Origin of the sequence: Uniformispora flossi (genome assembly GCF_049534875.1) — a bacterium.
Classification (GTDB): Bacteria; Actinomycetota; Actinomycetes; order Streptomycetales; family Streptomycetaceae; genus Yinghuangia; species Yinghuangia aomiensis.
Genome location: NZ_JBMULZ010000007.1, coordinates 194,390 through 216,703, shown reverse-complemented (window position 1 = coordinate 216,703; position 22,314 = coordinate 194,390). Strand labels below are relative to the sequence as shown.

21 protein-coding genes are annotated in these 22,314 nt (G+C 72.1%); 10 read left to right on the top strand and 11 right to left on the bottom strand.

What is annotated here, in order from left to right; translation table 11 throughout:
- The first annotated feature begins 52 nt into the window (after positions 1 to 52).
- Positions 53 to 835 carry an isoprenyl transferase gene (locus ACPA54_RS18165; RefSeq protein ID WP_423530990.1) on the top strand — a complete coding sequence of 261 codons (783 nt, stop codon included), beginning with the start codon at positions 53 to 55 and terminating at the stop codon, positions 833 to 835.
- Positions 836 to 997: 162 nt separating this feature from the next.
- Here the strand turns inward: ACPA54_RS18165 and ACPA54_RS18160 are convergent, their stop codons facing one another.
- Positions 998 to 1,564: a DUF6328 family protein gene (locus ACPA54_RS18160; RefSeq protein WP_423530988.1), complete on the bottom strand. Its 567-nt coding sequence runs from the start codon at positions 1,562 to 1,564 to the stop codon at positions 998 to 1,000.
- A 187-nt stretch (positions 1,565 to 1,751) separates the two neighbouring features.
- On the opposite strand from ACPA54_RS18160, the gene ACPA54_RS18155 reads away from it, so the two are divergent.
- A complete protein-coding gene (locus ACPA54_RS18155; protein WP_423530986.1) occupies positions 1,752 to 2,006 on the top strand; it encodes a hypothetical protein in 255 nt (84 codons plus the stop codon).
- Positions 2,007 to 2,236: 230 nt separating this feature from the next.
- On the opposite strand, the gene ACPA54_RS18150 is transcribed toward ACPA54_RS18155, so the two are convergent.
- From ACPA54_RS18150 to ACPA54_RS18135, 4 genes are all read right to left on the bottom strand, one after another.
- Positions 2,237 to 3,277 carry a TIGR03086 family metal-binding protein gene (locus ACPA54_RS18150; protein WP_423530984.1) on the bottom strand — a complete coding sequence of 347 codons (1,041 nt, stop codon included), beginning with the start codon at positions 3,275 to 3,277 and terminating at the stop codon, positions 2,237 to 2,239.
- Positions 3,274 to 3,684: an ArsR/SmtB family transcription factor gene (locus tag ACPA54_RS18145; RefSeq protein ID WP_423530982.1), complete on the bottom strand. Its 411-nt coding sequence runs from the start codon at positions 3,682 to 3,684 to the stop codon at positions 3,274 to 3,276. The genes ACPA54_RS18150 and ACPA54_RS18145 overlap by 4 nt, the downstream gene beginning before the upstream one ends.
- Before the next feature lie 128 nt (positions 3,685 to 3,812).
- Positions 3,813 to 5,684: a molecular chaperone DnaK gene (gene dnaK / locus ACPA54_RS18140; protein WP_423530980.1), complete on the bottom strand. Its 1,872-nt coding sequence runs from the start codon at positions 5,682 to 5,684 to the stop codon at positions 3,813 to 3,815.
- A gap of 121 nt (positions 5,685 to 5,805) precedes the next feature.
- Complete coding sequence (locus tag ACPA54_RS18135) at positions 5,806 to 6,915, bottom strand: CapA family protein (RefSeq protein ID WP_423530978.1); 1,110 nt, start codon at positions 6,913 to 6,915, stop codon at positions 5,806 to 5,808.
- Positions 6,916 to 7,207: 292 nt separating this feature from the next.
- On the opposite strand from ACPA54_RS18135, the gene ACPA54_RS18130 reads away from it, so the two are divergent.
- Positions 7,208 to 8,680, top strand: coding sequence for an FAD-dependent monooxygenase (locus tag ACPA54_RS18130; protein ID WP_423530976.1), 1,473 nt, complete (start codon positions 7,208 to 7,210; stop codon positions 8,678 to 8,680).
- A gap of 390 nt (positions 8,681 to 9,070) precedes the next feature.
- On the opposite strand, the gene ACPA54_RS18125 is transcribed toward ACPA54_RS18130, so the two are convergent.
- The gene (locus ACPA54_RS18125; protein WP_423530974.1) at positions 9,071 to 9,958 is read right to left on the bottom strand and encodes a SigB/SigF/SigG family RNA polymerase sigma factor; all 888 of its coding nucleotides are present in this window, start codon (positions 9,956 to 9,958) and stop codon (positions 9,071 to 9,073) included.
- A gap of 583 nt (positions 9,959 to 10,541) precedes the next feature.
- On the opposite strand from ACPA54_RS18125, the gene ACPA54_RS18120 reads away from it, so the two are divergent.
- The 3 genes from ACPA54_RS18120 (at position 10,542) to ACPA54_RS18110 (ending at position 12,352) form a co-directional block, all read left to right on the top strand.
- The gene (locus tag ACPA54_RS18120; RefSeq protein ID WP_423530973.1) at positions 10,542 to 11,717 is read left to right on the top strand and encodes an alanine--tRNA ligase-related protein; all 1,176 of its coding nucleotides are present in this window, start codon (positions 10,542 to 10,544) and stop codon (positions 11,715 to 11,717) included.
- A gap of 157 nt (positions 11,718 to 11,874) precedes the next feature.
- On the top strand, positions 11,875 to 12,114 hold the full coding sequence (locus ACPA54_RS18115; RefSeq protein WP_423530971.1) for a hypothetical protein: 240 nt from the start codon (positions 11,875 to 11,877) through the stop codon (positions 12,112 to 12,114).
- 97 nt (positions 12,115 to 12,211) lie between these two features.
- Positions 12,212 to 12,352 (top strand): hypothetical protein, encoded by a 141-nt coding sequence (locus ACPA54_RS18110; protein ID WP_423530969.1) that lies wholly within the window; start codon positions 12,212 to 12,214, stop codon positions 12,350 to 12,352.
- Here the strand turns inward: ACPA54_RS18110 and ACPA54_RS18105 are convergent.
- From ACPA54_RS18105 to ACPA54_RS18085, 5 genes are read right to left on the bottom strand one after another with little or no spacing between them, the layout of a single operon-like run.
- Positions 12,349 to 13,392 (bottom strand): TIGR03617 family F420-dependent LLM class oxidoreductase, encoded by a 1,044-nt coding sequence (locus tag ACPA54_RS18105; protein ID WP_423530967.1) that lies wholly within the window; start codon positions 13,390 to 13,392, stop codon positions 12,349 to 12,351. The genes ACPA54_RS18110 and ACPA54_RS18105 overlap by 4 nt on opposite strands.
- Before the next feature lie 41 nt (positions 13,393 to 13,433).
- A complete protein-coding gene (locus ACPA54_RS18100; RefSeq protein ID WP_423530965.1) occupies positions 13,434 to 14,594 on the bottom strand; it encodes an acyl-CoA dehydrogenase family protein in 1,161 nt (386 codons plus the stop codon).
- A 39-nt stretch (positions 14,595 to 14,633) separates the two neighbouring features.
- Positions 14,634 to 16,166, bottom strand: a complete 1,533-nt coding sequence (locus ACPA54_RS18095; RefSeq protein ID WP_423530963.1) for a 3-hydroxyacyl-CoA dehydrogenase — start codon at positions 16,164 to 16,166, stop codon at positions 14,634 to 14,636.
- Between the two features lie 29 nt (positions 16,167 to 16,195).
- Positions 16,196 to 16,654 carry a MaoC family dehydratase gene (locus ACPA54_RS18090; protein ID WP_423530961.1) on the bottom strand — a complete coding sequence of 153 codons (459 nt, stop codon included), beginning with the start codon at positions 16,652 to 16,654 and terminating at the stop codon, positions 16,196 to 16,198.
- Between the two features lie 59 nt (positions 16,655 to 16,713).
- Positions 16,714 to 18,255, bottom strand: coding sequence for a class I adenylate-forming enzyme family protein (locus tag ACPA54_RS18085; protein ID WP_423530959.1), 1,542 nt, complete (start codon positions 18,253 to 18,255; stop codon positions 16,714 to 16,716).
- Between the two features lie 203 nt (positions 18,256 to 18,458).
- On the opposite strand from ACPA54_RS18085, the gene ACPA54_RS18080 reads away from it, so the two are divergent.
- Genes ACPA54_RS18080 through ACPA54_RS18065 form a run of 4 tightly spaced genes read left to right on the top strand, consistent with a single transcriptional unit; the run spans position 18,459 to position 22,313 of the window.
- Positions 18,459 to 19,598 carry an acyl-CoA dehydrogenase family protein gene (locus ACPA54_RS18080; protein ID WP_423530957.1) on the top strand — a complete coding sequence of 380 codons (1,140 nt, stop codon included), beginning with the start codon at positions 18,459 to 18,461 and terminating at the stop codon, positions 19,596 to 19,598.
- A gap of 2 nt (positions 19,599 to 19,600) precedes the next feature.
- A complete protein-coding gene (locus ACPA54_RS18075; RefSeq protein WP_423530955.1) occupies positions 19,601 to 20,527 on the top strand; it encodes an acyl-CoA dehydrogenase family protein in 927 nt (308 codons plus the stop codon).
- Positions 20,524 to 21,471 (top strand): acyl-CoA dehydrogenase family protein, encoded by a 948-nt coding sequence (locus ACPA54_RS18070; RefSeq protein WP_423530953.1) that lies wholly within the window; start codon positions 20,524 to 20,526, stop codon positions 21,469 to 21,471. The genes ACPA54_RS18075 and ACPA54_RS18070 overlap by 4 nt, the downstream gene beginning before the upstream one ends.
- Entirely contained in the window at positions 21,468 to 22,313 is an 846-nt protein-coding gene (locus tag ACPA54_RS18065; protein WP_423530951.1) for an enoyl-CoA hydratase/isomerase family protein, read from the top strand. Before ACPA54_RS18070 ends, ACPA54_RS18065 begins: the two co-directional genes overlap by 4 nt.
- The last annotated feature ends 1 nt before the right edge of the window (position 22,314 follow it).

Genomic DNA, 22,314 nt, shown 5'->3' with positions numbered 1-22,314 from the left:
GTGCGCCCCTGGTAGCCTGCCGAGGCTTCCCGACGCGATGGAGATGTTTCCCATGAGGCTGCTCCCGTTGTTCCTCCGACGGCCGATCGAGACGGTGTACGAGCGTCGGTTGTCGGCCACGATGGTCGGTCTCCCCCGGCCGCAGCACGTGGGGATCATGCTCGACGGCAACCGGCGTTGGGCCCGGCAGGCGGGGCATTCCGACGTGCGGGAGGGGTACCGCGCGGGCGGCGCCAAGGTGGCCGAATTCCTCGGCTGGTGCACGGCCGACGGGATCGCGCACGTGACCCTGTACATGCTGTCCGACGACAACCTCGACCGCCCCGCCGAGCAACTCGAGCCGCTGATCGAGATCATCGAGGAGACCGTCCGGGACATCTCGGCCGAAGGCCGCCCCTGGGAGGTGCAGGTCATCGGGTCGCTGGACATGCTGCCCGGCGACACCGCGCGGGTGCTCAAGGAAGCGGCCGCGGCGACGGTCGGGCGTCCGGGGCTCAAGGTGGACGTCGCGGTCGGCTACGGCGGGCGGCGGGAAATCGTCGACGCGGTAAAGAGCGCGTTCGAGACCCATATGGCGACCGGCGGCGACCCGGCCGACCTGGTCGAGCGGTTCGCGGTGGAGGACATCTCCCGGCACCTGTACTCGCCGACGGCGGCGCACGTCGACTTCGTCATCCGCACGTCGGGCGAGCAGCGACTGTCGGGCTTCCTGCTGTGGCAGTCCGCGTACGCCGAGATGTACTGGGTGGACTGCTACTGGCCGGCGTTCCGGCACGTGGACTTCCTGCGCGCGCTGCGCTCGTACGCCAACCGGGAACGCCGGTTCGGCAAGTAGTCGGCGGGGGCGGCGGCAAAGCGGTCGCCACGGTCGATCAGCCGTCCCGACACACCCGCGGACCCGCTGGCCGCACAGGCGCCGACCATCCCGCGCAGCTCGGGCGTCTCCTGGGACAACGACACTCCGACGCTCACGGTGTCGGTCCCGTAGCGGGCACGGTCACTCCAGTGGGTCGTCCTCCCCTGGGTCCCGGCTTTTCCCGCGCAGAACCGCGGGGAGGACGACCCACCAGCCGAGGAACCACACCGCGGCGAGCCCGGTGAGCAGGCCCGCCGTCACCGCGCCGACCGCAACCCGCAGAAGCAGCAGCAGAGAGCAGCCGATCGTGCAGGCCAGGAGCCCGACGCCGAGCGGCACGAGCCGGTAGCCCACGCGGACCAGCATCGGTTTGACGTGGTGGCCCGCCACCGCACGGTGCAGCGAGACGACGGACACCAGGACGGCCATGGACGCGGCGCCGAGCACGACCGCGCCCACGTACAACGCCACGTCGAAGTCGCTCAGCGTGCCGAAGCGGGGTGTGAAGACCACGCTCAGCAGGAAGCCGAAGAGCACCTGCGCACCGGTCTGCACGACGCGCACTTCCTGGAGCAGATCGGTCCACCGCCGGTCGGCGCGCTCGTCGGCGCTCTCCCGGCGGCCGACGCGGACCCTGTCCCGCTCGGCCCGGCGGTTCTCGGCGCCGCGCGCGTCGTCGTCGCCGCGCGGTGCTGACGTGTCGGACATGGCGCCTCCCGAGGGTGATGAGAGACCCGGTTCCCGCTCCGGCCCGGTTTCAGCCGCGCCCGGCCGGGCAGCGGGGGCGCATGAAGGGGCCGCGGCCGGGTAACCGCGGGGTCGCCCGGTGCCCGCCGCACCGGCGCCCGCCATCGCCCGCGATCGACGCGCCGTCGAGGAGTCCAGGAGGAGCGCCATGACGATTCCCGCACCGCCGGAGCCGGACACCCATCCGCCGGGGCCGCCGGTCCCCGACCCCGGGCCGCTGCCCGACCCCTGGCCGGGCCCGCTGACCCCCGATCCGTTCACCCCCGAACCGCCGGTCCCCGGGCCGGGACCCGGACCCGGACCCGACCCGTCGCCCGAACCGGGCCAACCGGAGCCCGAGCCCGAGCCGGAGCCCGGCCCCGAGCGGAAGCCTCAGCCCAAGCCGGCGCCCCCGCCGCCGTAGACCCGGTCAGCGCCGCCGCGCGGGATCCGGCCGGAAGCCGTCCAGGTCCGCCGGCTCCGCCGCGGTCAGGTCGAGACCGGCCGCCGCGGCGGAGGCCCGGACGCGGGGCGACCGGCCCCGGGAACCGGCACCCGAGGCCGGGTCTGCGCCTGCGTCTGTGCGTGTCCGTGTCTGTGTGCGTCTATGTCTGTGTGTGTCTGTGTCTGTGTGCGTCTGTGACGGTGCCCGTGTCAGGGTTGCCGGCCGATGAAGGCCAGGAGCCGCGTCTGCGCGTCGGCGTCGGTCGGGACCGCCACCTTGGGCCCGTATTGCCCGCTGCCGCGGAGCACCTCGTCGATGGGCTCCATGCCGGTCAGCAATTGGCGGCACTTCTCCGGGTCGAGGGCCTCGTCCTGGCCGGTCGCCCGGGACAGGTCCCAGGTGTGCATGAAGACGTCGGCGGTGTAGAACTGGTCGACCGCGGTGTCGAGCGGGACGTCGCCGATGTGCGGGTTGGACAGCGTCTTTCCCGCGGTCGCCGGGTCGTCGAGCAAGGCCTGCACGGCTTCGCTGTGCACCGTCCACGCGCCTACCGGGTCGTCGTCCACCGACGGGCCCTTGGGCAGCGCAATCCCGGCGCCGGACTTCAGGAACTCCGGGAACCACTCGACCAGGTGACGCACGACGTCGCGGGCGACCCAGCCTTCGCACGGCGCCGGGGCGTCCCAGCCCCCCGCCGCCACGCCGCGCACCCGCTCGGTGAACACGCCTGCGATACGCCGATGTTCGGCGGCAGCAGGGGTGCCGCGGAGTAGTTCGTCGAGGCGTTCGTGGCCGTCCCGGACCCCGCCTTCCATGCCGCTCGCCAGCATGCCGTCGCGCGCTTCGAACGAACTCATGAGCGAGGTGGTGGTGACCAGGGTCCGGCCGCCGAGGTCCTCGAAGACCATGGTCTCCAGGCTCACCTCGTCGGGCGAGCCTTCGTAGGTGAACGTCTGCACGATCCGCTCCGCCGGGCGAACGTCGTGGAACACGCCGTGGAAGGCGAACTCGGTGCCGTCGTCGGCGCGGTGGACGTAGCGGTACGAGCCGCCGCGGCGCGCGTCGTACGCGTCGATCCGCATGGTCAGCCGCCGCGGCCCGAGCCACTGGATCAGCAGGTCGGGGTCGGTGTAGGCGCGGAACACCCGTTCGGGCGCCGCGGCGAACTCGCGGCTGATCACGATGGTGGGCAGCGCGGGGTCGGCCGCGATCCGGGTGTCGTCGTTCTGGCGGGTGTCGGTGCCGGTCATGATGCCGTTTCCTCCATCGGGGACGCGCCGGCCGGCCGCGCCGCCCGGTCGCCGACGTGGCCGTCGGGCGGGTCGCCGCGGTCGTCGTCGAGCGACTCCAGGACGGCGTCGAGGCGGCGGAACCGGTCCTCGGCCTCGCGCCGGTAGCGTTCGATCCATTTGGTCATCAGGTCGAGGACGTCCGCTTCGAGGTGCACCGGGCGCCGCTGGGCGTCCTTGCGGCGGCTCACCAGCCCGGCGTCCTCGAGGACCTTGAGGTGCTTCGAGACCGCCTGCACGCTGACGGCGTAGGGCTCGGCGAGTTCCCCGACCGTGGCATCCCCGCCGTCGGCCAGGCGGGCGACGATGTCGCGCCGGGTCGGGTCCGCCAGCGCGGCGAACACGCGGGAGAGCCGGTCGTCGGACACCGCAGCCACCTCACGTTCTCAACCTTGGGGTTGAATACCACCCTAGGCCGGCGTGCGGGCATCGTCAACCGGTCGATTGAATACGCAGGTCAGCGCGTCGTGCGGGCGTGCCTTCGGCGCGCGGCCGGTCAGCCCTGGCCTTCCTTCCGCTCGTCGTCGACGATCTCGGCGTCGACCACGTCGTCGTCCTCGGCGGCCTGGCCGCCGGTGCCTTCAGTGCCGCCGCCGGGTGCGGATGCCGCGTCACCCGGTTGGGCGTGCGCGTACATCTCCGTGCCGATGCGCTGCGCGACCGTCGCGGCCTTCTCGGCGGCCGTGCGGACGGCCTCGGTGTCCTCGCCAGCCAGCGCCGTCTTGAGTTCGGCGATCGCCGCCTCCGTCTCGGTGCGCGTGGCGGCGGGGATCCGGTCGCCCTCGTCGCGGATCAACCGCTCGGTGCTGTAGACGAGTTGCTCGGCCTGATTGCGGGTTTCGGCGTCCTCACGCCGGCGCAGGTCCTCGGCGGCGTGGGCGTCGGCGTCCCGGACCATGCGGTCGATGTCGTCCTTCGACAGCGAGGAACCACCGGTCACGGTCATCGACTGCTCCTTGCCCGTCCCGAGGTCCTTCGCGGCGACGTGCACGATGCCGTTCGCGTCGATGTCGAACGTCACTTCGATCTGCGGGACGCCGCGCGGCGCCGGCGGCAGACCGGTCAGCTCGAACATGCCCAGGCGCTTGTTGTAGGACGCGATGTCCCGCTCGCCCTGGAAGACCTGGATCTGCACGGACGGCTGGTTGTCGTCGGCCGTCGTGAAGACCTCGGAGCGCTTCGTCGGGATCGTCGTGTTCCGCTCGATCAGCTTCGTCATGATGCCGCCCTTGGTCTCGATACCAAGCGACAGCGGGGTGACGTCGAGCAGCAGGACGTCCTTGACCTCACCCTTGAGCACACCGGCCTGCAGTGCCGCGCCGATCGCGACGACCTCGTCCGGGTTCACGCCCTTGTGCGGGTCCTTGCCGGTCAGCTCGCGCACCAGTTCGGTCACGGCCGGCATGCGGGTCGAACCACCCACCAGAATCACGTGGTCGATGTCGGAGACGGAGATCCCGGCGTCCTTGAGCGCGTTGTGGAACGGCTGCTTGCAGCGTTCCAGCAGATCGGCGGTGAGCTGCTGGAACTGCGCGCGGGTCAGCTTCTCGTCCAGGTGCAGCGGGCCCTCGGCCGACGCGGTGATGTACGGCAGGTTGATGGTGGTCTCGGACGCCGACGACAGCTCGATCTTGGCTTTCTCGGCCGCCTCGCGGAGCCGCTGGGTGGCCATCTTGTCCTTGGACAGGTCGACGCCGTAGCCGTTCTTGAACTGCGCGACGAGGTGGTCGACGACCCGCTGGTCCCAGTCGTCGCCGCCGAGGTGCGTGTCGCCGTTGGTCGACTTCACCTCGACCACGCCGTCGCCGATCTCCAGCAGGGACACGTCGAAGGTGCCGCCGCCGAGGTCGAAGACCAGGATCGTCTGGTCGTTCTCCTTGTCGAGCCCGTACGCGAGCGCCGCCGCGGTCGGCTCGTTGACGATCCGCAGCACGTTCAGGCCCGCGATCTCCCCGGCTTCCTTGGTCGCCTGGCGCTGGGCGTCGTTGAAGTACGCCGGGACGGTCACCACCGCGTCGGTGACCTTCTCCCCCAGGTACGCCTCCGCGTCCCGCTTGAGCTTCTGCAGCACGCGCGCGGAGATCTCCTGCGCGGTGTACCGCTTGCCGTCGATGTCGCCGGTCTCGGGGAACCGCCAGGCGGCGTCCCCGACGTGCCGTTTCACCGACCGCGCGGTGCGGTCGACGTTGGTCACGGCCTGGCGTTTGGCGACCTCGCCGACGAGGACTTCGCCGCCTTTCGCGAAGCCGACCACCGAGGGGGTCGTCCTGGCCCCTTCGGCGTTGGCGATGACCGTCGGCTCACCGCCTTCGAGCACGCCCACCACGGAGTTCGTCGTCCCGAGATCGATCCCCACCGCACGTGTCATGGCGGTACCTCCTCGCCCGCGTCGGGTAGGCCGGGTCTCCCGGACCCAACTCCCGTCCTAAGCCGGGAGCGGGCCGATGTCAAAAGGGGCCGAAGTCGAGCCGGTGTCAAAAAAGGGGGCCTCACCGCAGGACCGCCAGATCGCCTTCCGCGTCCACGCCGACATCGCAGCCGAAGGGGCGGCTGACCCGGGACAGGGTGGTGGCGAGCCATTCCGCGTCGTTGCGGCCGGCGTGCTGCAGGCGCATGCGGCGGGCCTGCATGGGGACCATGCGCAGGTCGAGGAGGTCGCCGTCGTCCGGGCGGACCGTGGCGAGGTAGAGAAGCCGCAGGTCGTCGCGGTAGTACTCGTAGCCGCTGATCCCCTCGTAGTCGTCGACGCAGTCGCCGCAGCCGTACAGGATCAGCTTGCCGTGGTAGACCTGCACGGCGCGGGGGTGGTGCGACGAGTGCCCGTGGACGACGTCGACGCCGCCGTCGATCAGCCGGCAGGCAAAGTCGGTCATCGCGCGGTCGACGTCATAGCCCCAGTTGCCGCCCCAGTGGATCGATACGACCACGACGTCCCCCGGCTCCGCGACCCGCGCGACCCGTTCCAGCACGTGATCGGCCGACTCCTCCGAGGCATCGGCCAGGAAATCCACGCCCGCGGTGTGCTCGGCCGCGGCCCAGTCGACCGGCACACCGCTCGAGGGCATCCCGAACGCGGCCACGACAACGCGTGCACCCGCGGCGGTACGGAGCACCGCGGGCTGCGCGGCTTCGTCGGCGTCCCGCCCGGCCCCGACCGTGCGCAGGCCCGCACCGTGCAGCACGTCCAACGTCTCCAGCAGCCCGGCACGGCCGAAGTCCAGCACGTGGTTGTTGGCAAGCACGCAGACGTCCGGACGGACGGCGGCCAGGCTCGGCAGGTTGCCGGGGTTCATCCGATAGTGCACGGCCTTGTACGGAGCGAAGTCGCCCTCGGAGGTCACACTCGTCTCGAGATTCACGATCCGCACGTCGGGCTGCGCGTCGTCCAGCAGGGCCAGGGCCTCTCCCCACGGCCACGTGTACTCCACCGGCCGCGGAATGGGCCCGTTGACGGCTTCGGCCGAGCGCACGTACCCCCGCGCATCGCCGACGAACTCCTCGCGCAGGTGCGGATCCCCGGGATGCGGCAGCACTTGGTCGACACCGCGGCCGAGCATGACGTCGCCGCAGAGGAACAGGGAGACGGGGGTGGAGGCCATGTATCCAGGGTTCCACTCCGCGTGCGAAAGCGGCGTGACCGACGGTGAGCCGCTGCGCGGGCGCGGCACGCACCGCACACCGACGCCGGCCGGGGCCGCCGGTTTCAAGCTATAGCCGACCGGGGGCCTTGCGGCAAGACCCCCGTGGTGCCGCAGAATGACCGGCCTCGGCGACAACATGCCGGGATACTCCGAAAACTAGGCATTCACGGCTTTGGCACGGGTATGCGGCGCGGCATGTGCGCCCGCCCGCGGCCGTGCTCGAAATCCTTCTCCTCGAACGGGCGTTCTTGTGACGATTGACGTGATCGTGGTCGGCGGCGGACCCACCGGCCTGATGCTGGCCGCCGAACTGCGCCTGCACGACGTGGGCGTGGTGGTGCTGGAAAAGCTGGCCGCGCCGACCGGGGAGTCGCGCGGCCAGGGACTGCACGCGCGCAGCGTCGAGATCATGGACCAGCGCGGGCTGCTGGACCGGTTCGCCGCGGTGAGCGAGAAGTTCCAGTCGGGAGGCCTGTTCGCGGGACTGCCGAAGCCGTGGCCGCCAGGCATGGACACCGCGCACCCGTACGGTCTCGCGACCCCGCAGCCGGTCACCGAACGACTGCTCGACGCACACGCACGCGAACTTGGCACGGACATCCGCCGCGGCTGCGCGGTCGTCGACCTGCACCAGGACGCGGACGGCGCGACCGTCGCGCTGGCCGACGGCAGCACGCTGCGCGCCCGCTACGTCGTCGGCTGCGACGGCGGCCGCAGCACGGTCCGCAAGCTCCTCGGCGTCGCCTTCCCCGGCGAACCCGCCACCGCCGAACACCTGCTCGGCGAGCTGGAACTGACCGCGGACCCGGCGGCGATCGCCGAGGTCGTGGCGGAAGTCCGCAAGACCCAGCTGCGATTCGGCGCCGTCCCGGACCGCGAGGTCGCGGGCCTCTACCGCGTCGTCATGCCCGCGGACGGCTTGGCCGAAGGCCGCGAGGCCCCGACCCTCGACGAGTTCGCGCGCCAACTTCGGACCGTCGCGGGCACCGACTTCGGCGCCCGCGCACCGCGTTGGCTGTCCCGGTTCGGCAACGCCACGCGGCAAGCCGAGCAGTACCGGGTCGGCCGGGCCTTCCTCGTCGGCGACGCCGCGCACATCCATCCCCCGACCGGCGGACAGGGGCTCAACCTGGGCGTCCAGGACGCGTTCAACCTCGGCTGGAAGCTCGCCGCCGCGGTGCGGGGCTGGGCACCCGACGGGCTCCTCGACACCTACCACGCGGAACGCCACCCGGTCGGCGCCCGGGTGGTGTCCGGCACGCGAGCGCAGATGACGCTGATGGGCACCGACCCGGGCGCCGTCGCGCTACGCGGGCTGTTCGACGAACTGATGGCCTTCGACGACGTCAACCGCCATGTGACCGGCATGATCACCGCCCTGGACATCCGCTACGACTTCGGCGAGCCCGCCAGCCACGACCTCGTCGGCCGACGCCTTCGCGACGTCCGGCTGACGCACGGCCGCCTCTACCCGCTGCTGCACGCCGGCCGCGGCCTGCTCCTCGACCAGACCGGCCGGACCGGCGGCCTGTCGGCACACGCCTGGGCCGACCGCGTCGACCACGTCGCCGACCGCATCGACCCGGCCGAAGACGTGGACGTTCCGGCGGTGCTGCTCCGTCCGGACGGCCACGTGGCCTGGATCGGCGACGACCAACACGACCTCGCCACCCACTTGACCCGCTGGTTCGGCACGCCCACGCCCGGCAGGGCCGCCGGATGACCCGCACTCACTCCACCAGAGCCGCCCGCCACCACCGTCGCGCTTCCCGCCCGCGGCCGGATGAAGAGGACCCAGAACGGATACGTCGTCAGGAAGCCCGTGCCGAACGACGTCCAGGCAAGCCCGAACTCGCAGATCAGAAGAACGCAGGCCTCCATCACCAGCGCGAACAACCCCAGGGCGAGCGTCGGCACGGCAATCAGCACCCGGACGGCTCCCGGTAGTCGGTCGCCCGTCCCCGCCATCGCGAACCCCCCCGCCGCCCGACCGGCACGCATCATGGCGCACCCCGGCCGCCGTCGGAAGGATCGCGCCCTCCAGACCGGGCCGGGGCCGGGGCCGGACTGTCAGGCCCTCTCACCCATCGGACAGCCGGCTTCGGGCGTCGGGTCAGACGCGCACGGCTCGTCCGTGCTCGCTCTCCAGCGGGGTGCGCAGTTGGTCCAAGACCCGCTTGAGCAGCCGGGAGACGTGCATTTGCGAGATGCCGAGTTCGCGGCCTATTTCGCGCTGCGTCTTGTCGCCCCAGAAGCGCAGGCGCAGGATCGTCCGGTCGCGTTCGTCGAGGTCGGCGATGAGCGGGGCGACGGAGACCTTGAAATCGACGAGGTCGAACTCCGGCTCTTCGGCGCCCAGCCGTTCGGTGGACGACTGGCCCGGGTCGCCCTCGGGCCGGTTGCGCACGGCGTCCAGCGAATCGACGCTGTAGGCGTGTTCGGCTTCCCGGCCGAGGCGCACGTCTTCGACGGTGGTGTCGAGGTGGGCGGCGATCTCCTGTTCGCTGCCGTCGCGCCCCAGCTCCTGGCGGAGTTCCTCCTGGGCGCGGGTCACGGCGAGGAACCGCTCCTGCTGCCCGCGCGGGACGTGCACACCCCATCCGGTGTCGCGGAAGAACCGCTTGATCTCCCCGGTGATGGTCGGCAGCGCGAACGACGCGAACTCGTCGCCGCGCTCGGGGTCGTAACGGTCGATGGCCTTGATCAGGCCGACGATGCCGGTCTGCACCACGTCTTCGTACAGGTCGCGGCGGCGCTTGTAGCGCCGTGCGGCGTGGTGCACCAGCGCGAGGTTGGCGTCGACCAACGCGGCTCGGATACGCCCGTATTCGCGCGTGCCCTCCTCCGCGTCGCGCAACCGTGCCAGCAATACCCGGGTGACCCGGCGCGCGTCCGACTTGTCCAAGTCGCGTACCCGGTCCATCCCCAGCGCATCGACCAGCCACAAGTCCGGCGGCGCGGACGGCAGGTGGGTTTCCACGGCGGTCGCTGCAAAAGCCACAGAGGCTCCTTCCCTGGTGCGAGACCCTGCGGGGCGCGTGCCCGGATCTTGGCCGGGCCCCGTCGGAAGTCGCGCCGGCGGCAGGGGAACCCCGCGGGACGCGCAATGTGCGCACGCTACGGCGCGGAGCCCGGCACGTGTCGGGTGCCTTGGCCCGGGGCGGTCGACACCCGCCCACATCACCGGAACCGGCAGGCGGCCCGGCGGCCATGCCCCCATCCTTACCAAGGGTCGGGGGCAGAAAACACCCCTGGGTGGATTCCCGGGCCGACGCGGCCCCAAAATGGAACACGCGTTCGATTTAGCGGGCGTGTCGGTCCAAAAACCGATCGGTTCCCGTGCCGGCCCCTGTTACGGTCGGGACATGGAGTTCCTGCCCACCCACGTGCGCACCGGTCCGCGGACCGACGCCGCAGCCGCGCGAGCGACCCGCTCGCCGGCTGCCGCTGCTTGCTGAACTCCCCTTCCTTCGCCCGGCGGCCGGAAACGGACCGCCGGGTGTGCCGTATCGTCGCGGCAAGGTTCCCGCCCTCCGTTCCCGGTCCTTGGCGTCCCCCGCCCCTTCGCCCCGAGGACCACGGCCATGGACACCGAGCAGATCCTGCGCACCTTCACCGACTTCTTCCGCGAACGCGGGCACCACCTCATCACCGGCACGACGCTGCTTCCCCCGCCCGGGGATCCGGTGCTGTTCACCACGTCGGGCATGCATCCGCTAACGCCCTACCTCCTGGGCGAGCCGCATCCCGAGGGGCGGCGCCTGGTCGGCGTGCAGCGCTGCCTGCGCACCACCGACCTCGACGAGGTGGGCGACACCACACACTTGACCGTCTTCGAGATGCTCGGCTCGTGGTCGCTCGGCGACTACGGCCACCCGCAAAGCCTCCGCTGGGGCTACGAACTCCTGCGCGACGGCTTCGGCATCCCGCACGAGCGCGTGCACGCCACCGTCTTCGGCGGCGACGACACCCTCGGCCCGGACACCGACTCCCTACGGGTCTGGGACGGCCTGGGCGTCCCGGTGGAACCGACCGGCGGCGACAACTGGTGGTCCAACGGCCCGACGGGCCCGTGCGGTCCGGACTCGGAGATCTTCGTGTGGACCGGCGGCCCCGGAACACCGCCGCAAGGCCGGCCGAGCACCGATCCGCGCTGGGTGGAGGTGTGGAACCACGTGCACATGCGCTACCACCGGCACGACGACGGCAGCCTCGAACCGCTGCGGCAGCCGAGCATCGACACGGGCATGGGCCTGGAACGCCTCGCCACACTGCTGCAAGGCCGGGAATCGGTCTACGGGATCGACCTGTTCGAACCGTGGATGCGACTGCTGCCGCCGCTGTGGGACCTCGACGAGCCATCGCTGCGCCTGGTCTCCGACCACCTGCGGTCCGCCGCCGTCATCGTCGGGGACGGCGTCCGGCCGTCGAACACCGGCCGCGGGTACGTCCCGCGCCGCCTGATCCGCCGCGTCCTCACCACGCTGTGGCGCGGCGACCCGTCGCGCACCCTCACCGACCTGCCCCCCGAACTGCTCGACCACACGCTGGAGCACTTCCGCCAGTCCGGCGGGTCGGACCCGGTCCTCGCCGTGCTGCACGACGAGGAACGCCGCTTCCGGACATTGCTGGAGCGCGGACGCCGTGTCCTCACCCGCCCCGAATTCGCCCGCAGGCTGGGCGAAGAGGACTACCGGTACCTGCACGACACCCATGGCCTCCCGCGCGAGTTGGTGTCCGGAATCCTGCGCCCCGAGTGACGGCCGTGCGGGTCCGCCGACTGCCCGGTGACGCCCTGCCGTCACCGGGCAGCAGGCGGGCCCGTTTGGGTCGGCGGATAGCGAGCAAATTCCCTATATGGCGACAACTCGCAGGCGCAGAACGCACGTTCATCTCATCGCCACGGCCATCCGAGCCGTGACCGCGGTCTTCGTGGGCATCCTGGTGCTGCACATCCTGCTGGTGCTGCTCGAGGCCAACCCGGGGAACAGCCTGGTCCAGCACCTGTCCAACTGGGCGGGCGACATCTCGGGCTGGTCCAAAGACCTCTTCACTCCCGACAGCTACAAGGCCCGCATCTTCGTGAACGAAGGCCTCGCGGCCGTGGTGTACGCCCTCGTCGGCGGCGCACTCTCCCGTGCCTCGACCCGTCTCTGACAGTGCGTGACAGCACGCCTTCACGCCACGTGGCTCCGCCCAAAGTCGGTCGGATACCCCGTGGCTCGCGCTGATCCCGGCCGAGGAGCCCTGGCACGTGCCGTTCCTGCTCGGGCTGCCCTGCCCGAGCAACCGGGCCGAGGCAGCTCGCGCCGCCGCCGAGTTGGCGGCCTACTGTGACGATGTCCACGGAGAAGGCATGGTCCGCTCGGAGCTGTGGGCCTTGTGGTGGGACTAACTCCGCACGCCCTCCAATACCGCCAAAGCCAGGTCCAGATCCGACTCCGCGGCCAGGGCAATCGACACCCTCGTGTACACGCCGGTGTACCGATCGCGGAGCAACCGCCCGGCCGTGGCCGGGTCTTCGGCGACGACGGCGAACGCGCCCAGGACGTCGTCGTCGATGAGCCGTCCCATCTCCTTCCACCGTCCCTGCAAGGAGAGTTGGTGCAGGTCCTCGTGCAGGGCACCCCAGCCGTGGTGTTCCAGGACCGCGCGGTAGGCGGGTGTGGAGCCGTAGAAGGCCAGGCGTTCGCAGATGCCGCTGCGGTTGGCGGCGTACTCGGCTTCGGTGCGGCCGGTGACGGTGAACACCTGGCCGGTGATTTCGAACGGCCGAGTGGACGCGCCCGGTTCGCCGGCGGCTTCGGCGCGGGCGCTGCGGACCACCGGGGTGATCCGCTCGGTGACGTACGCGGCGGTGCTGAACGGGTGGCAGATCACCCCGTCCCCGACCGCTCCGGCGGTCGCCGCCATGCGCGGGCCGACGGCGGCGATCAGCACGGGCGGCGGGCCTTGCTCGATCGGTCCCGGGTCGAACAGCGGGTTCATCAGCGTGTGCTGGTAGAACTCGCCGCGGAAGTCCAGCTTCTCCGCCGTCTGCCACGCGTCCCAGATCGCCCGCGTCGCGGCGACGAACTCGCGCATCCGCGCGGCCGGGCTCGACCACGGCATGCCGAAGCGGCGCGTGATGTGCGCCTTGACCTGCGAGCCGAGGCCGATGGCCGCGCGCCCGCCGGACATCCGCTGCAGCGTCCAGGCGCTGGAGGCCAGGGTCATCGGCGTGCGGGCGAACGCGATCGCCACGCCGGTGCCCACCTCGACGGACACGGTGTGCGAGGCCGCGACGGCCAGCGGCGGGAAGGGGTCTTGTGCGGTCTCCGGGACCAGGACCCGGTCGATTCCGTGCCGTTCGGCGAGCACCGCGGCCTTGGCGATGTCCGGCTGGGTGCCTATGCCGAGGTCGAGCTTCAGCGGTTCGGCGGGCTGCGTCGTCATCTGGTTCCTTTTCTGGGTAGGGCAGTTCGCGGCGGCCCGGCTCACACCAGCGCGTTCACGCCGGTGAGCGCGCGGCCGATGATGAGCTTCTGGATCTGGCTGGTGCCTTCGTAGAGGGTGAGGACGCGGGCGTCGCGCAGGTACTTGCCGAGCGGGTACTCGTCGATATAGCCGTAGCCACCGAAGACTTGAAGACAGTTGTTGGTGACGCGCACCGCGGTTTCGCCCGCGTGGTACTTCGCGATCGACGCATCCGTCGCGAACTCCTTGGGTGCCATGCCCGCATCGACCATGCGCGCCACCTGGTGGGTGAGCAGCCGCGATGCCCGGACGTCGACCTCGGAGTCGGCCAGCAGTTCCTGCACGAGCTGGAACGAGGCGATGGGCTTTCCGAACTGGGTGCGCTCGGTCGCGTACCGCACCGCCGCGTCCACCGAGGCCTGGGCGACGCCCACCGCGCCGGCCGCCACCGAAACCCGGCCGTGGGTCAGCGCGGCCATCGCGATGCCGAGGCCGCGGCCGACGTCGCCGAGGCGGGCGGTGTCGGGGACGCGGACCGCGTCGTAGACCAGTTCGGCGGTGGCTTGGCCGCGCAGGCCGAGCTTGCCGTGGACCTCCGACGCCGTGAGGCCAGGGCTGTCGGTGGGCACCAGGAACGCGGTGATCCCGTCGTCGCCGGTCCGGGCGAAGGTCAGCGCGACCTTGGCCCACGTGCCGTTGGTGATGAACATCTTGGTGCCGCTGATCAGCCAGTCGCCGCCGTCGCGGACCGCGCGGGTGGCCAGCGATCCGGCGTCCGATCCGGTGCCGGGTTCGGTGAGTGCGAAGCAGCCGAGGGCGTTGCCGCTCACCAGCTGCGGGAGCCACGCGCTCTTCTGCTCGGCGGTGCCGTGGGCGGCGATGGTCTTGGTGACCAGGCCGAGGGACACCGAGACGATGCCGCGGACCGAGGAGTCGCCGCGGCCGAGTTCCTCGGTCGCGAGGACGTAGGACAGCATGTCGGCGGGGGTGCCGCCGTACTCCTCGGCGATGGTCAGGCCGAGGAAGCCCAGGTCGCCGAGGCGTTTGACGATCCCCCGGTCGACACTCTCGGCGCGGTCCCAGGCGCGGGCGTGCGGGGCGATCTCGGTGTCGACGAAGTCCGCGGCCATCGCGCGGATATCGCGTTGGGTGTCGGTGAGGCCGAAGTCGGGTGCGGGCATCAGGGAGGCTCCTTGAAGTGCAGGTAGGGGGCTGGGGCGCTACACGTCGGCCGGTGCGGTCCCGGCTTCGGTCAGGGGCAGCCCCAGGCGGGCCCGTTCGGTCACCCACCGGGTAGGCCGGTAACGCGGGTCCCCCGTCTCGTCGTGCAGGGCGCGCTGCAGCTGCAGCATCCGCCGGGCCCCGATCCGGTTGCCCCAGGCCAAGGGGCCGTGCGGATAGCCGAGTCCGGCGGCGACGGCACTGTCGATGTCGCCTGGGTGCGCGATGCCGCGCTCGGCGACCGAGGCGGCGACCGACACGATCGATGCGAGGATCCGCTGCGCGACTCCGCCGGGCGTGTCGCGGACGACGGTGACCATGCGCTCCGCCCCTGCCCCGGCGTCGGGTCGGGCGAGCAGCGCCCGCGCGTCGCGCGCGGCGGCGGGGTCGGAGGCCGGGGTGATGGCGAGGACCCGGCGGGGTGCGGCGAGCGCGAGCGGGTCCACACCGAACGCCAGGTGTGCGGGGAGCCCGCCTTCGGCGACCGCGGCGGCCACCGTGGTGCCCCAGGTCGGCACCAGCACGAGGGTGTCGTCGTCCGGTCCGCCGTCGGTGCGGACGGTCGCGCCGGACCGTGCGAGGGCGTCGCGCAGCGCGTCCGCGTCCGGCCCGGTACCCGCGACCCGCACGGGCCGGTCGGCGTTCCCGGCGATCGGCGGTTCGTCGGGGACCGACGCCGTGCCGTCGGTGTAGGGGTAGAAGCCGCGGCCGGTCTTGCGTCCGTACAGGCCCGCGGCGACCCGGTTGGGCGTGAGGTAGGACGGCCGGAGCCGGTCGGAGTGCCGGAACCCCGTCCACACTTCGTCGTTGACCGCGGCGCTGACGTCCAGGCCGGTCAGGTCGACGAGTTCGAACGGGCCCATGCGCAGGCCCAGCACGTCGCGGACGATGCGGTCGATGTCGGCCGGTTCCGCGACCGCGTCCTCCAGCAGGGCGAGCGCCTCGGTGGCGAGGCCGCGGCCCACGTGGTTGACCAGGAATCCCGGGGTGTCGGCCACGATCACGGCGGCGTGGCCGGCGCCGCGGACCAGGTCCGCGAGCCGGGCCGGAATGTCCGGGCGGGTCAGGACGCCCGGGACCACCTCGACGACCTTCATCAGCGGGACCGGGTTGAAGAAGTGCAGCCCGGCGAGCCGCGAGGGGTCGGCGAGGCCCGCGGCGATGCGGGTGACCGACAGCGACGAGGTGTTGGTCGCGAACACCGCGGTGTCCGGCAGGACGGCTTCGAGGGCGCGGAACAGCTCGGTTTTGACGGCGAGGTCCTCGCGGACCGCCTCGACCACCAGGTCGACCCCGGGGCCGGGCGCCGTAGGCAAGTCCAGCGGGACGAGCCTGCCGCGCACCGCGGCGGCTTCGTCCGCGGTCATGCGCTTCCTGCGCACCGCCCGCGCGAGCATGTCGGCCACGAACTCGACCGCTTCGCCGACGGATTCGCGGCGCATGTCGCCGATTTCGACGGTGTGGCCGGCGGTGGCCGCCCACTGGGCGATGCCGCGTCCCATGACGCCCGCGCCGACGATCCTGATGTGCACGGTGCTGCTCCTTCCGAGGGTGTTGTCTGTCACGGGTAGTAGTGCGTGAGGGATTCCGCCACGCACGCGGGCTTCGCGGACCCGTCGAGTTCGAAGGTGAACGCCCGGCTCACCTCGACCCCGCCGCGGCCGACCTCGCGGACGGCGGTGACGGCCGCGTGCAGGCGCACCCGGCTGCCGACCGGGACCGGGGCCGGGTACCGGACCTTGCCGAGACCGTAGTTGAGTGCCATGCCGACGCCGGTGACCCGGATCAGTTCGGCGACCATCGGGACGCCCCAGCTCAGGATCATGTAGCCGTGCGCGATGGTGCCGCCGAACGGCCCGTCGGCGGCGCGGTCGGTGTCGGTGTGGATCCACTGGTGGTCGCCGGACACGTCCGCGAACGCATCGATCTGCTTCTGCGTCACCTCCCACCACCGGGAGTGGCCCAGGTCCCGGCCGGCCAGGCGGGTGATCTCGGCGATGCCGTCGACGACGAGGGGCATGGTGAAGCTCCGTTCCGTGCGTGAGGGGGCGGGAGGAATCCCGAGGGGGCGAGGGACGCTCACGGGCGCCGGACGGCGGCGGCGTCCGCCTCCCGCAGGGCGTCGTCCCGCACGCGGCGCCGGTCCGGCTTGCTGTTGGCCGTCAGCGGGATCGCGTCGAGCAGCCGCAGTCCTTTGGGGATCTTGTAGCCGGCCAGGCTCGTCCGGCAGAACTCGCGCAACTCGGCGAGGCCGATGGTGGCGCCCGGCACCGGGACCACGGCGATCTCGACGCGCTCGCCCCAGTGGTCGTCGGGGAGTCCGAACGCCAGGGCGTCGGCGACCCGCGGGTGGCGGAGGACGACGTCCTCGACTTCGCGCGGGTACACGTTCTCGCCGCCGCTGGTGATCATGTCCTTGCGGCGGCCGACGATCGTCACCCAGCCGTCCGCGGCGCGCGCGGCGAGGTCGCCGATGTGCACGCCGTCCGGGCGGAACGTCTCCTCCGTGTCGCGCGGCAGGCCGTAGTAGCCGCGGGCCTGCCACGGGCACGCGACGACCAGGTCGCCGACCTCGCCGGGCGCCGTCTCGCGGCCGTCGGGGCCGAGGACCCGCACGGTCGCGCCGGGCAGCGGCCGGCCGACGCCGGTGAACCGGCCCGCGGCCAGGTCGTCGTGGTCGAAGCCCATGACCGAGCCGAGTTCGGTCGCGCCGAAGCCCGCGCGGATTTTCGCGTCGGGGTAGTCGCTCAGCAGGTCGCGCACGAAGTCCCCGGTGGACGGCGCCGATCCGAAGCGGATCGCGGTCACCCGGTCGCGGCGTGCCGCGGCGAACTTGGGGTGGGCGCGCATCGCGGTGAACATGGTCGGCGCGCCCATCAGCCGGGTCGCGCCGTCGTCGACGGCCGCCAGCGCCGCGCCCGCGTCGAACTTGCGCTGGATCCACACCTCGCCACCGGCCAGCAGCGGCGCCAGCAGGTTGGTGCCGAGGGTGATGTGGAAGAACGGCGAGAAGCACAGCTCCACGTCCTCCGGGGTGCGCGGGTTGCCGCGCACGCAGGTGTCGAGCCACAGCCACAGGCTGCGGTGGGTGTGGAAGGCGCCTTTGGGTGTGCCGGTGGTGCCGCCGGTGCCGAACACGATGGCCGGGGCGGCCTCCGCGGGACGCGGCGGCGGCGTGCCGACGGTGTGCAGCGGGGCGAGCCGGGCGGCGATCGGCAGGTGTTCGGCGGCGGCCGGGAGTTCGACGACGCGGTGGCCGGTGTCGCGGGCGAGGTCCGCGTGGGCGGGGTCGGCGACCACCACGGCGGGGCGCAGCGGGGCGAGGTAGGCGCGGGCTTCCGGTGCGGTGAGCCGGGTGTTGAGCGGTGCCGCGACCATGCCCGCGGCCATCGTGCCGAGGATCACCGCGGCGTGCGGGACCGACGGTTCCATGGCGGTGACGACCCGCTCGCCGGGGCGCAGTCCGGCGGCGCGCAGGCCGACGGCAACGGCGTCCGCGGCGCCGACGAGTCCGGCGAACGTGACGTCGCCGGCCTCGTCGCGGAGCGCCCGGCGGTGCGCGCCGTGCGGCTGGGTACCGATGGTGCGCAGCCAGTGGGGCAGGGTCAGGACGTCGGCCATGCGTGGCTCCTTCGGAAGCGACCCGGCAGTGATTGAGTGCACTTAATCTATGCACGCCACCCCGGTCGCAGGGAAGAGCGGGATGGCCAGTGTGGTCAAGGCAGCATGCGAGCAGGCCGGGAGGCGTGATCGGACCGCCCTTGCCGACCCTCGAAAATAGAGTGTACTCTTTTCAGTGTTGCCCGTAGCACCGGGAGGAACAGATGGAGTTCGCTTTCACCGAAGCGGACGCGGCGTTTCGCAGCGATCTCGTCGCCTTTTTGGAACCCGAACTCGCGCACTGGACGCGCTCCGAGTTCGGCCTCGGCAGTGCCGTCTTCACGGACTTCTCGCGCGAGTTCGTCCGCACGCTGGCCGCCAAGGGCTGGCTCACCCCGCATTGGCCCGTCGAGTACGGCGGCGGCGGACAGGGGGCCTGGCAGCACTTCGTGCTCGGCGAGGAAATGTGGATGCGCGGCGAGCCGCGCGGCCCGCAGTACATGAACGTCAACTGGGTCGGCCCCGCGATCATCAAGTACGGCACCGAGGAGCAGAAGCGCACCCTCCTGCCGCCGATCACGCGCGGCGAGGTCTTCTGGTGCCAGGGCTTCTCCGAGCCCGAGGCCGGCACCGACCTGGCGGCCCTGCGGACCCGCGCGGTCCGGGACGGCGACAGTTACGTGCTGAACGGGCAGAAGATCTGGACGTCGTATGCCAACGAGGCCGACTACTGCTTCCTCCTCGCCCGCACCGGCACCGTCGCGGACGGCCGGGACGGCATCTCGGTGTTCCTGCTGCCGCTGGACACCCCCGGCGTCGAGGTGCGCCGCATCGAGGGATTCGTCGGCGCGCACTCGTTCAACGAGGTCTTCCTCACCGACGCCCGAGTGCCCGCGGAATCCCGGCTCGGCGAGGAGAACAAGGGCTGGGAAATCGTCCGCCGCACCCTCGCCTACGAAAGGGTCGGCGCCCCGCGCTATGCCCGCGCGGCCCGCGTTCTCGACGGGCTCGCGGAATGGTGCCGGAACGCCGGCCTGCTCGCCGACCCGGGAATCCAGGAGCAATTCGGAAACGCCCGGGTCCTGTGCGAAGCCGCGCGCGTCCTTGTCTACCGTGTGATCGACGAGCGGGCCAAGGGAAAGGAGCCGTCGCCCATGGCCTATCAGGCACGCGCGGCCATGGTCCTGGCCGAACGCGCGGTCGGCGACCTCGCCCTGGACGTCATGGGCAGCGAAGCCCTGGTCGAGCATTCCCCCGGCGACGCGCAATTCCGCAATTCGCTGGGCGCGGGCATCGCCGCGGGCAGCTACGAAACCCAGCTCAACCTGATCAGCCGCCTGATCCTCGAACTCCCGAAGGGATAGCCGTGGATTTCGAACCGTCGGACACACAACGCGCGCTCCTCGACGCCCTCGACGCGCTGCTGCGCCGGCACGCCGGGCCCGCGCGCTCCCGGGAACTGGCGGTGCGCGGCGAATACGACCACGCTCTCGACGCCAAGCTGCGCGCGGGCGGGTTCTTCGAGCTGTTCGCCGACGCCGACGCGGGCCCGCTGGAAGCCGCCCTCGCGGTCGAGCACATCGCCGCGGAACTCGGCGCGGTCAGCGCGGTGCCGCACCTGCTGGTACTGCCCGCACTCGGCCTCCCCTCCCCCGAAGTCCCGGTCGTGCTGGCCGTCCGCGACGACCCGAGCCCCGTGCGGTACGGCGCCGCGGCCCGCCGCGCGCTGCTGGTCGGACCCGACCGGTGCGCCGCCGCGGAACTCGTGCCCGACGACGCCACCCCCGTGCCGTCCGCCTACGGCTACCCCCTCGCCCGCGTCTCCCCGGCCGGCACGACCGACCTCGACCCGGGCACGGCCGCGGCCGCGGCGAACTGGTGGCGGGTCGGCGTCTCCGCCGAAGCCGTCGGCATGATGCGCAAGGCGCTGGACCTGACCGTGCAGTACGCCAAGGACCGCACCGTGTTCCGGCGCCCGATCGGCTCGTTCCAGGCGCTCCAGCACCGCCTCGCCGAGCTGAGCGTGCACGTGGAAGGCGCCCGCTGGCTCACCTACGAGGCCGCCGACCACGGCGCCCCCGCCGAGGCGTCCGCCGTCGCCGCCGCGCACACCATGGCCGCGGTGCGCCGCCTGACCCGCGAGACCCACCAGATCATGGGCGCGGTCGGGCTCACCCGCGAACACGACCTGCACCTGTGGACGCTCCGCCTCCAGCAACTGGCCGCGGAGGCCGGCGGGCTGCGCGGGCACCGGCGAGCCGTGACGGCGTCGCGGTGGGGAGCGGCGGCGTGAGCATCCCCGTGGCGTTCACGCCGGAGCAGGCCGCCCTGGCCGACGCGGTGCGCCGCTACTGCGCGGCCAAGTGCACCGAAGAGGTCCGGCGTGCGCCCGCCGACGCGTTCCCGCTGCCGTTCTGGCGCGGGCTGGCCGACCTCGGGGTTTTCGCCATGGCGCTGCCCGGCGAGGGCGGCGGCGCGGGCGACGTGTGCGCAGCCGCAAGGGAATTGGGCCGCGCGGTCGCGCCCGGCCCGGTGGCCGCGACGTTCTTCGCGGTCCGCGCGCTGCCGCGCGCCGACGCGGAACCCGTGGCGGCGGGCGAGGCCCTGGTGTCGATGGGCAAGCCGCCGCTGATGCCGTGGGCGCCGGCCGCGAGCGTGTTCGTCGAAACCGACGGAGACCTCGCGTGGCTCGCCCGGCCGAGCGGCGGTATCGACCCCGTCGACACGCTCGGCGGCGAGCCGTGGGGACGCGTCGCCCTGGAACGCGTCGCCCCGTTGGAGGACGCCGCCGACGGCGCGGACTTCGCGAACGTCGCGCTCGCCGGCTACCTCGGCGGCGCCGGACGGCGACTGCTCGACGAGACGGTCGAACACGCCCGCACCCGGGTCCAGTTCGGCCGCGCGATCGGCACGTTCCAGGCGGTCGCGCACCCGATCGTGGACACCGGCCTCGGCCTGGAGGCCGCGGAAAAGCTGGCCGTGGTCGCCGCCCAGGCGGTCGACCAAGGACACCACCAGGCCTCCGCCCTCGCGGCGGCGGCGCGGCTGTCCGCGGGGCGGGCGGCCATGGCGGCGGCATTCGTCGCCCACCAGACGTACGGCGCGCTCGGCTACTCGGTCGAAGGGCCGGTCGGCCACGTGGCGCAGCGCATCAGGCAACTGTCCCTGCTGCCCGCACACGAGGCCGGGATCGGCGAGCGGGTACTGGCGATGTACACGGAGAAGGGCCGGGCATGACACAGGATCGGAACGAGGCGGCGGCGAACGAGGCGGGCGGGGACGCCCCGGAGGTCCTCTTCGAGAAGCGCGACCACGTCGCGTACATCACGCTGAACCGCCCCCACAAGGGCAACTCGCTGACCGGCACGATGATGCCGCGCATGCGGGAGATCTGGGGCGAGGTCCGCGACGACCCGTGGATCCGGGCGGCGATCGTCACCGGCTCGGGCGAACGGCACTTCTCCACCGGTGCGGACGTCAACGTCGTCGCGAACCGCGGCGGCATGAGCACCGGCACCGGCCCGCTCACCGACGAGGTGTTCTGGTCGCCGCGCCAGAACCGGGTCTGGAAGCCCGTCGTGGCCGCCGTGAACGGCCTGGCCGCCGGGGCCGGCCTGCACTTCGTCGTGGACGCCGACATCGTCGTGGCGTCCGAGCGCGCGAGCTTCATGGACACCCACGTCAACGTGGGCCTGGTCGGCGCGATGGAGAACATCGGCCTGGCCAAGCGCCTGCCGCTGGGCTCCGCGCTGCGCATGACGCTGATGGGCAAGAGCTACCGGATGCCCGCGGAACGCGCCTACCAGCTCGGCCTGGTCGACGAACTCGCCGCCCCGGAAGACCTGATGGACACGGCCGAGGAAATCGTCCGGGCCATCGTGAAGAACTCCCCCGCCGCGGTGTCGCTGTCCCAGCAGGCCATCTGGGGCTCGCTGGAGATGAGCTACGCCCAGGCCTGCGAGTACGGCTGGGCCCTGCTGCGCATGCACTGGGCGCACCCGGACTCCAAGGAAGGCCCCCGCGCGTTCGCCGAAGGCCGCGAGCCGCGGTGGACGACGGGCGCGCGCGAGGACGGCTGAC

Bases quoted from the DNA above. Each gene is read 5' to 3' on its own strand.
- ACPA54_RS18165 (WP_423530990.1), top strand. From the start codon at position 53: ATGAGGCTGCTCCCGTTGTTCCTCCGACGGCCGATCGAGACGGTGTAC.
- ACPA54_RS18160 (WP_423530988.1), bottom strand. From the start codon at position 1,564: ATGTCCGACACGTCAGCACCGCGCGGCGACGACGACGCGCGCGGCGCC.
- ACPA54_RS18155 (WP_423530986.1), top strand. From the start codon at position 1,752: ATGACGATTCCCGCACCGCCGGAGCCGGACACCCATCCGCCGGGGCCG.
- ACPA54_RS18150 (WP_423530984.1), bottom strand. From the start codon at position 3,277: ATGACCGGCACCGACACCCGCCAGAACGACGACACCCGGATCGCGGCC.
- dnaK (WP_423530980.1), bottom strand. From the start codon at position 5,684: ATGACACGTGCGGTGGGGATCGATCTCGGGACGACGAACTCCGTGGTG.
- ACPA54_RS18135 (WP_423530978.1), bottom strand. From the start codon at position 6,915: ATGGCCTCCACCCCCGTCTCCCTGTTCCTCTGCGGCGACGTCATGCTC.
- ACPA54_RS18120 (WP_423530973.1), top strand. From the start codon at position 10,542: ATGGACACCGAGCAGATCCTGCGCACCTTCACCGACTTCTTCCGCGAA.
- ACPA54_RS18105 (WP_423530967.1), bottom strand. From the start codon at position 13,392: ATGACGACGCAGCCCGCCGAACCGCTGAAGCTCGACCTCGGCATAGGC.
- ACPA54_RS18100 (WP_423530965.1), bottom strand. From the start codon at position 14,594: ATGCCCGCACCCGACTTCGGCCTCACCGACACCCAACGCGATATCCGC.
- ACPA54_RS18090 (WP_423530961.1), bottom strand. From the start codon at position 16,654: ATGCCCCTCGTCGTCGACGGCATCGCCGAGATCACCCGCCTGGCCGGC.
- ACPA54_RS18085 (WP_423530959.1), bottom strand. From the start codon at position 18,255: ATGGCCGACGTCCTGACCCTGCCCCACTGGCTGCGCACCATCGGTACC.
- ACPA54_RS18080 (WP_423530957.1), top strand. From the start codon at position 18,459: ATGGAGTTCGCTTTCACCGAAGCGGACGCGGCGTTTCGCAGCGATCTC.
- ACPA54_RS18065 (WP_423530951.1), top strand. From the start codon at position 21,468: ATGACACAGGATCGGAACGAGGCGGCGGCGAACGAGGCGGGCGGGGAC.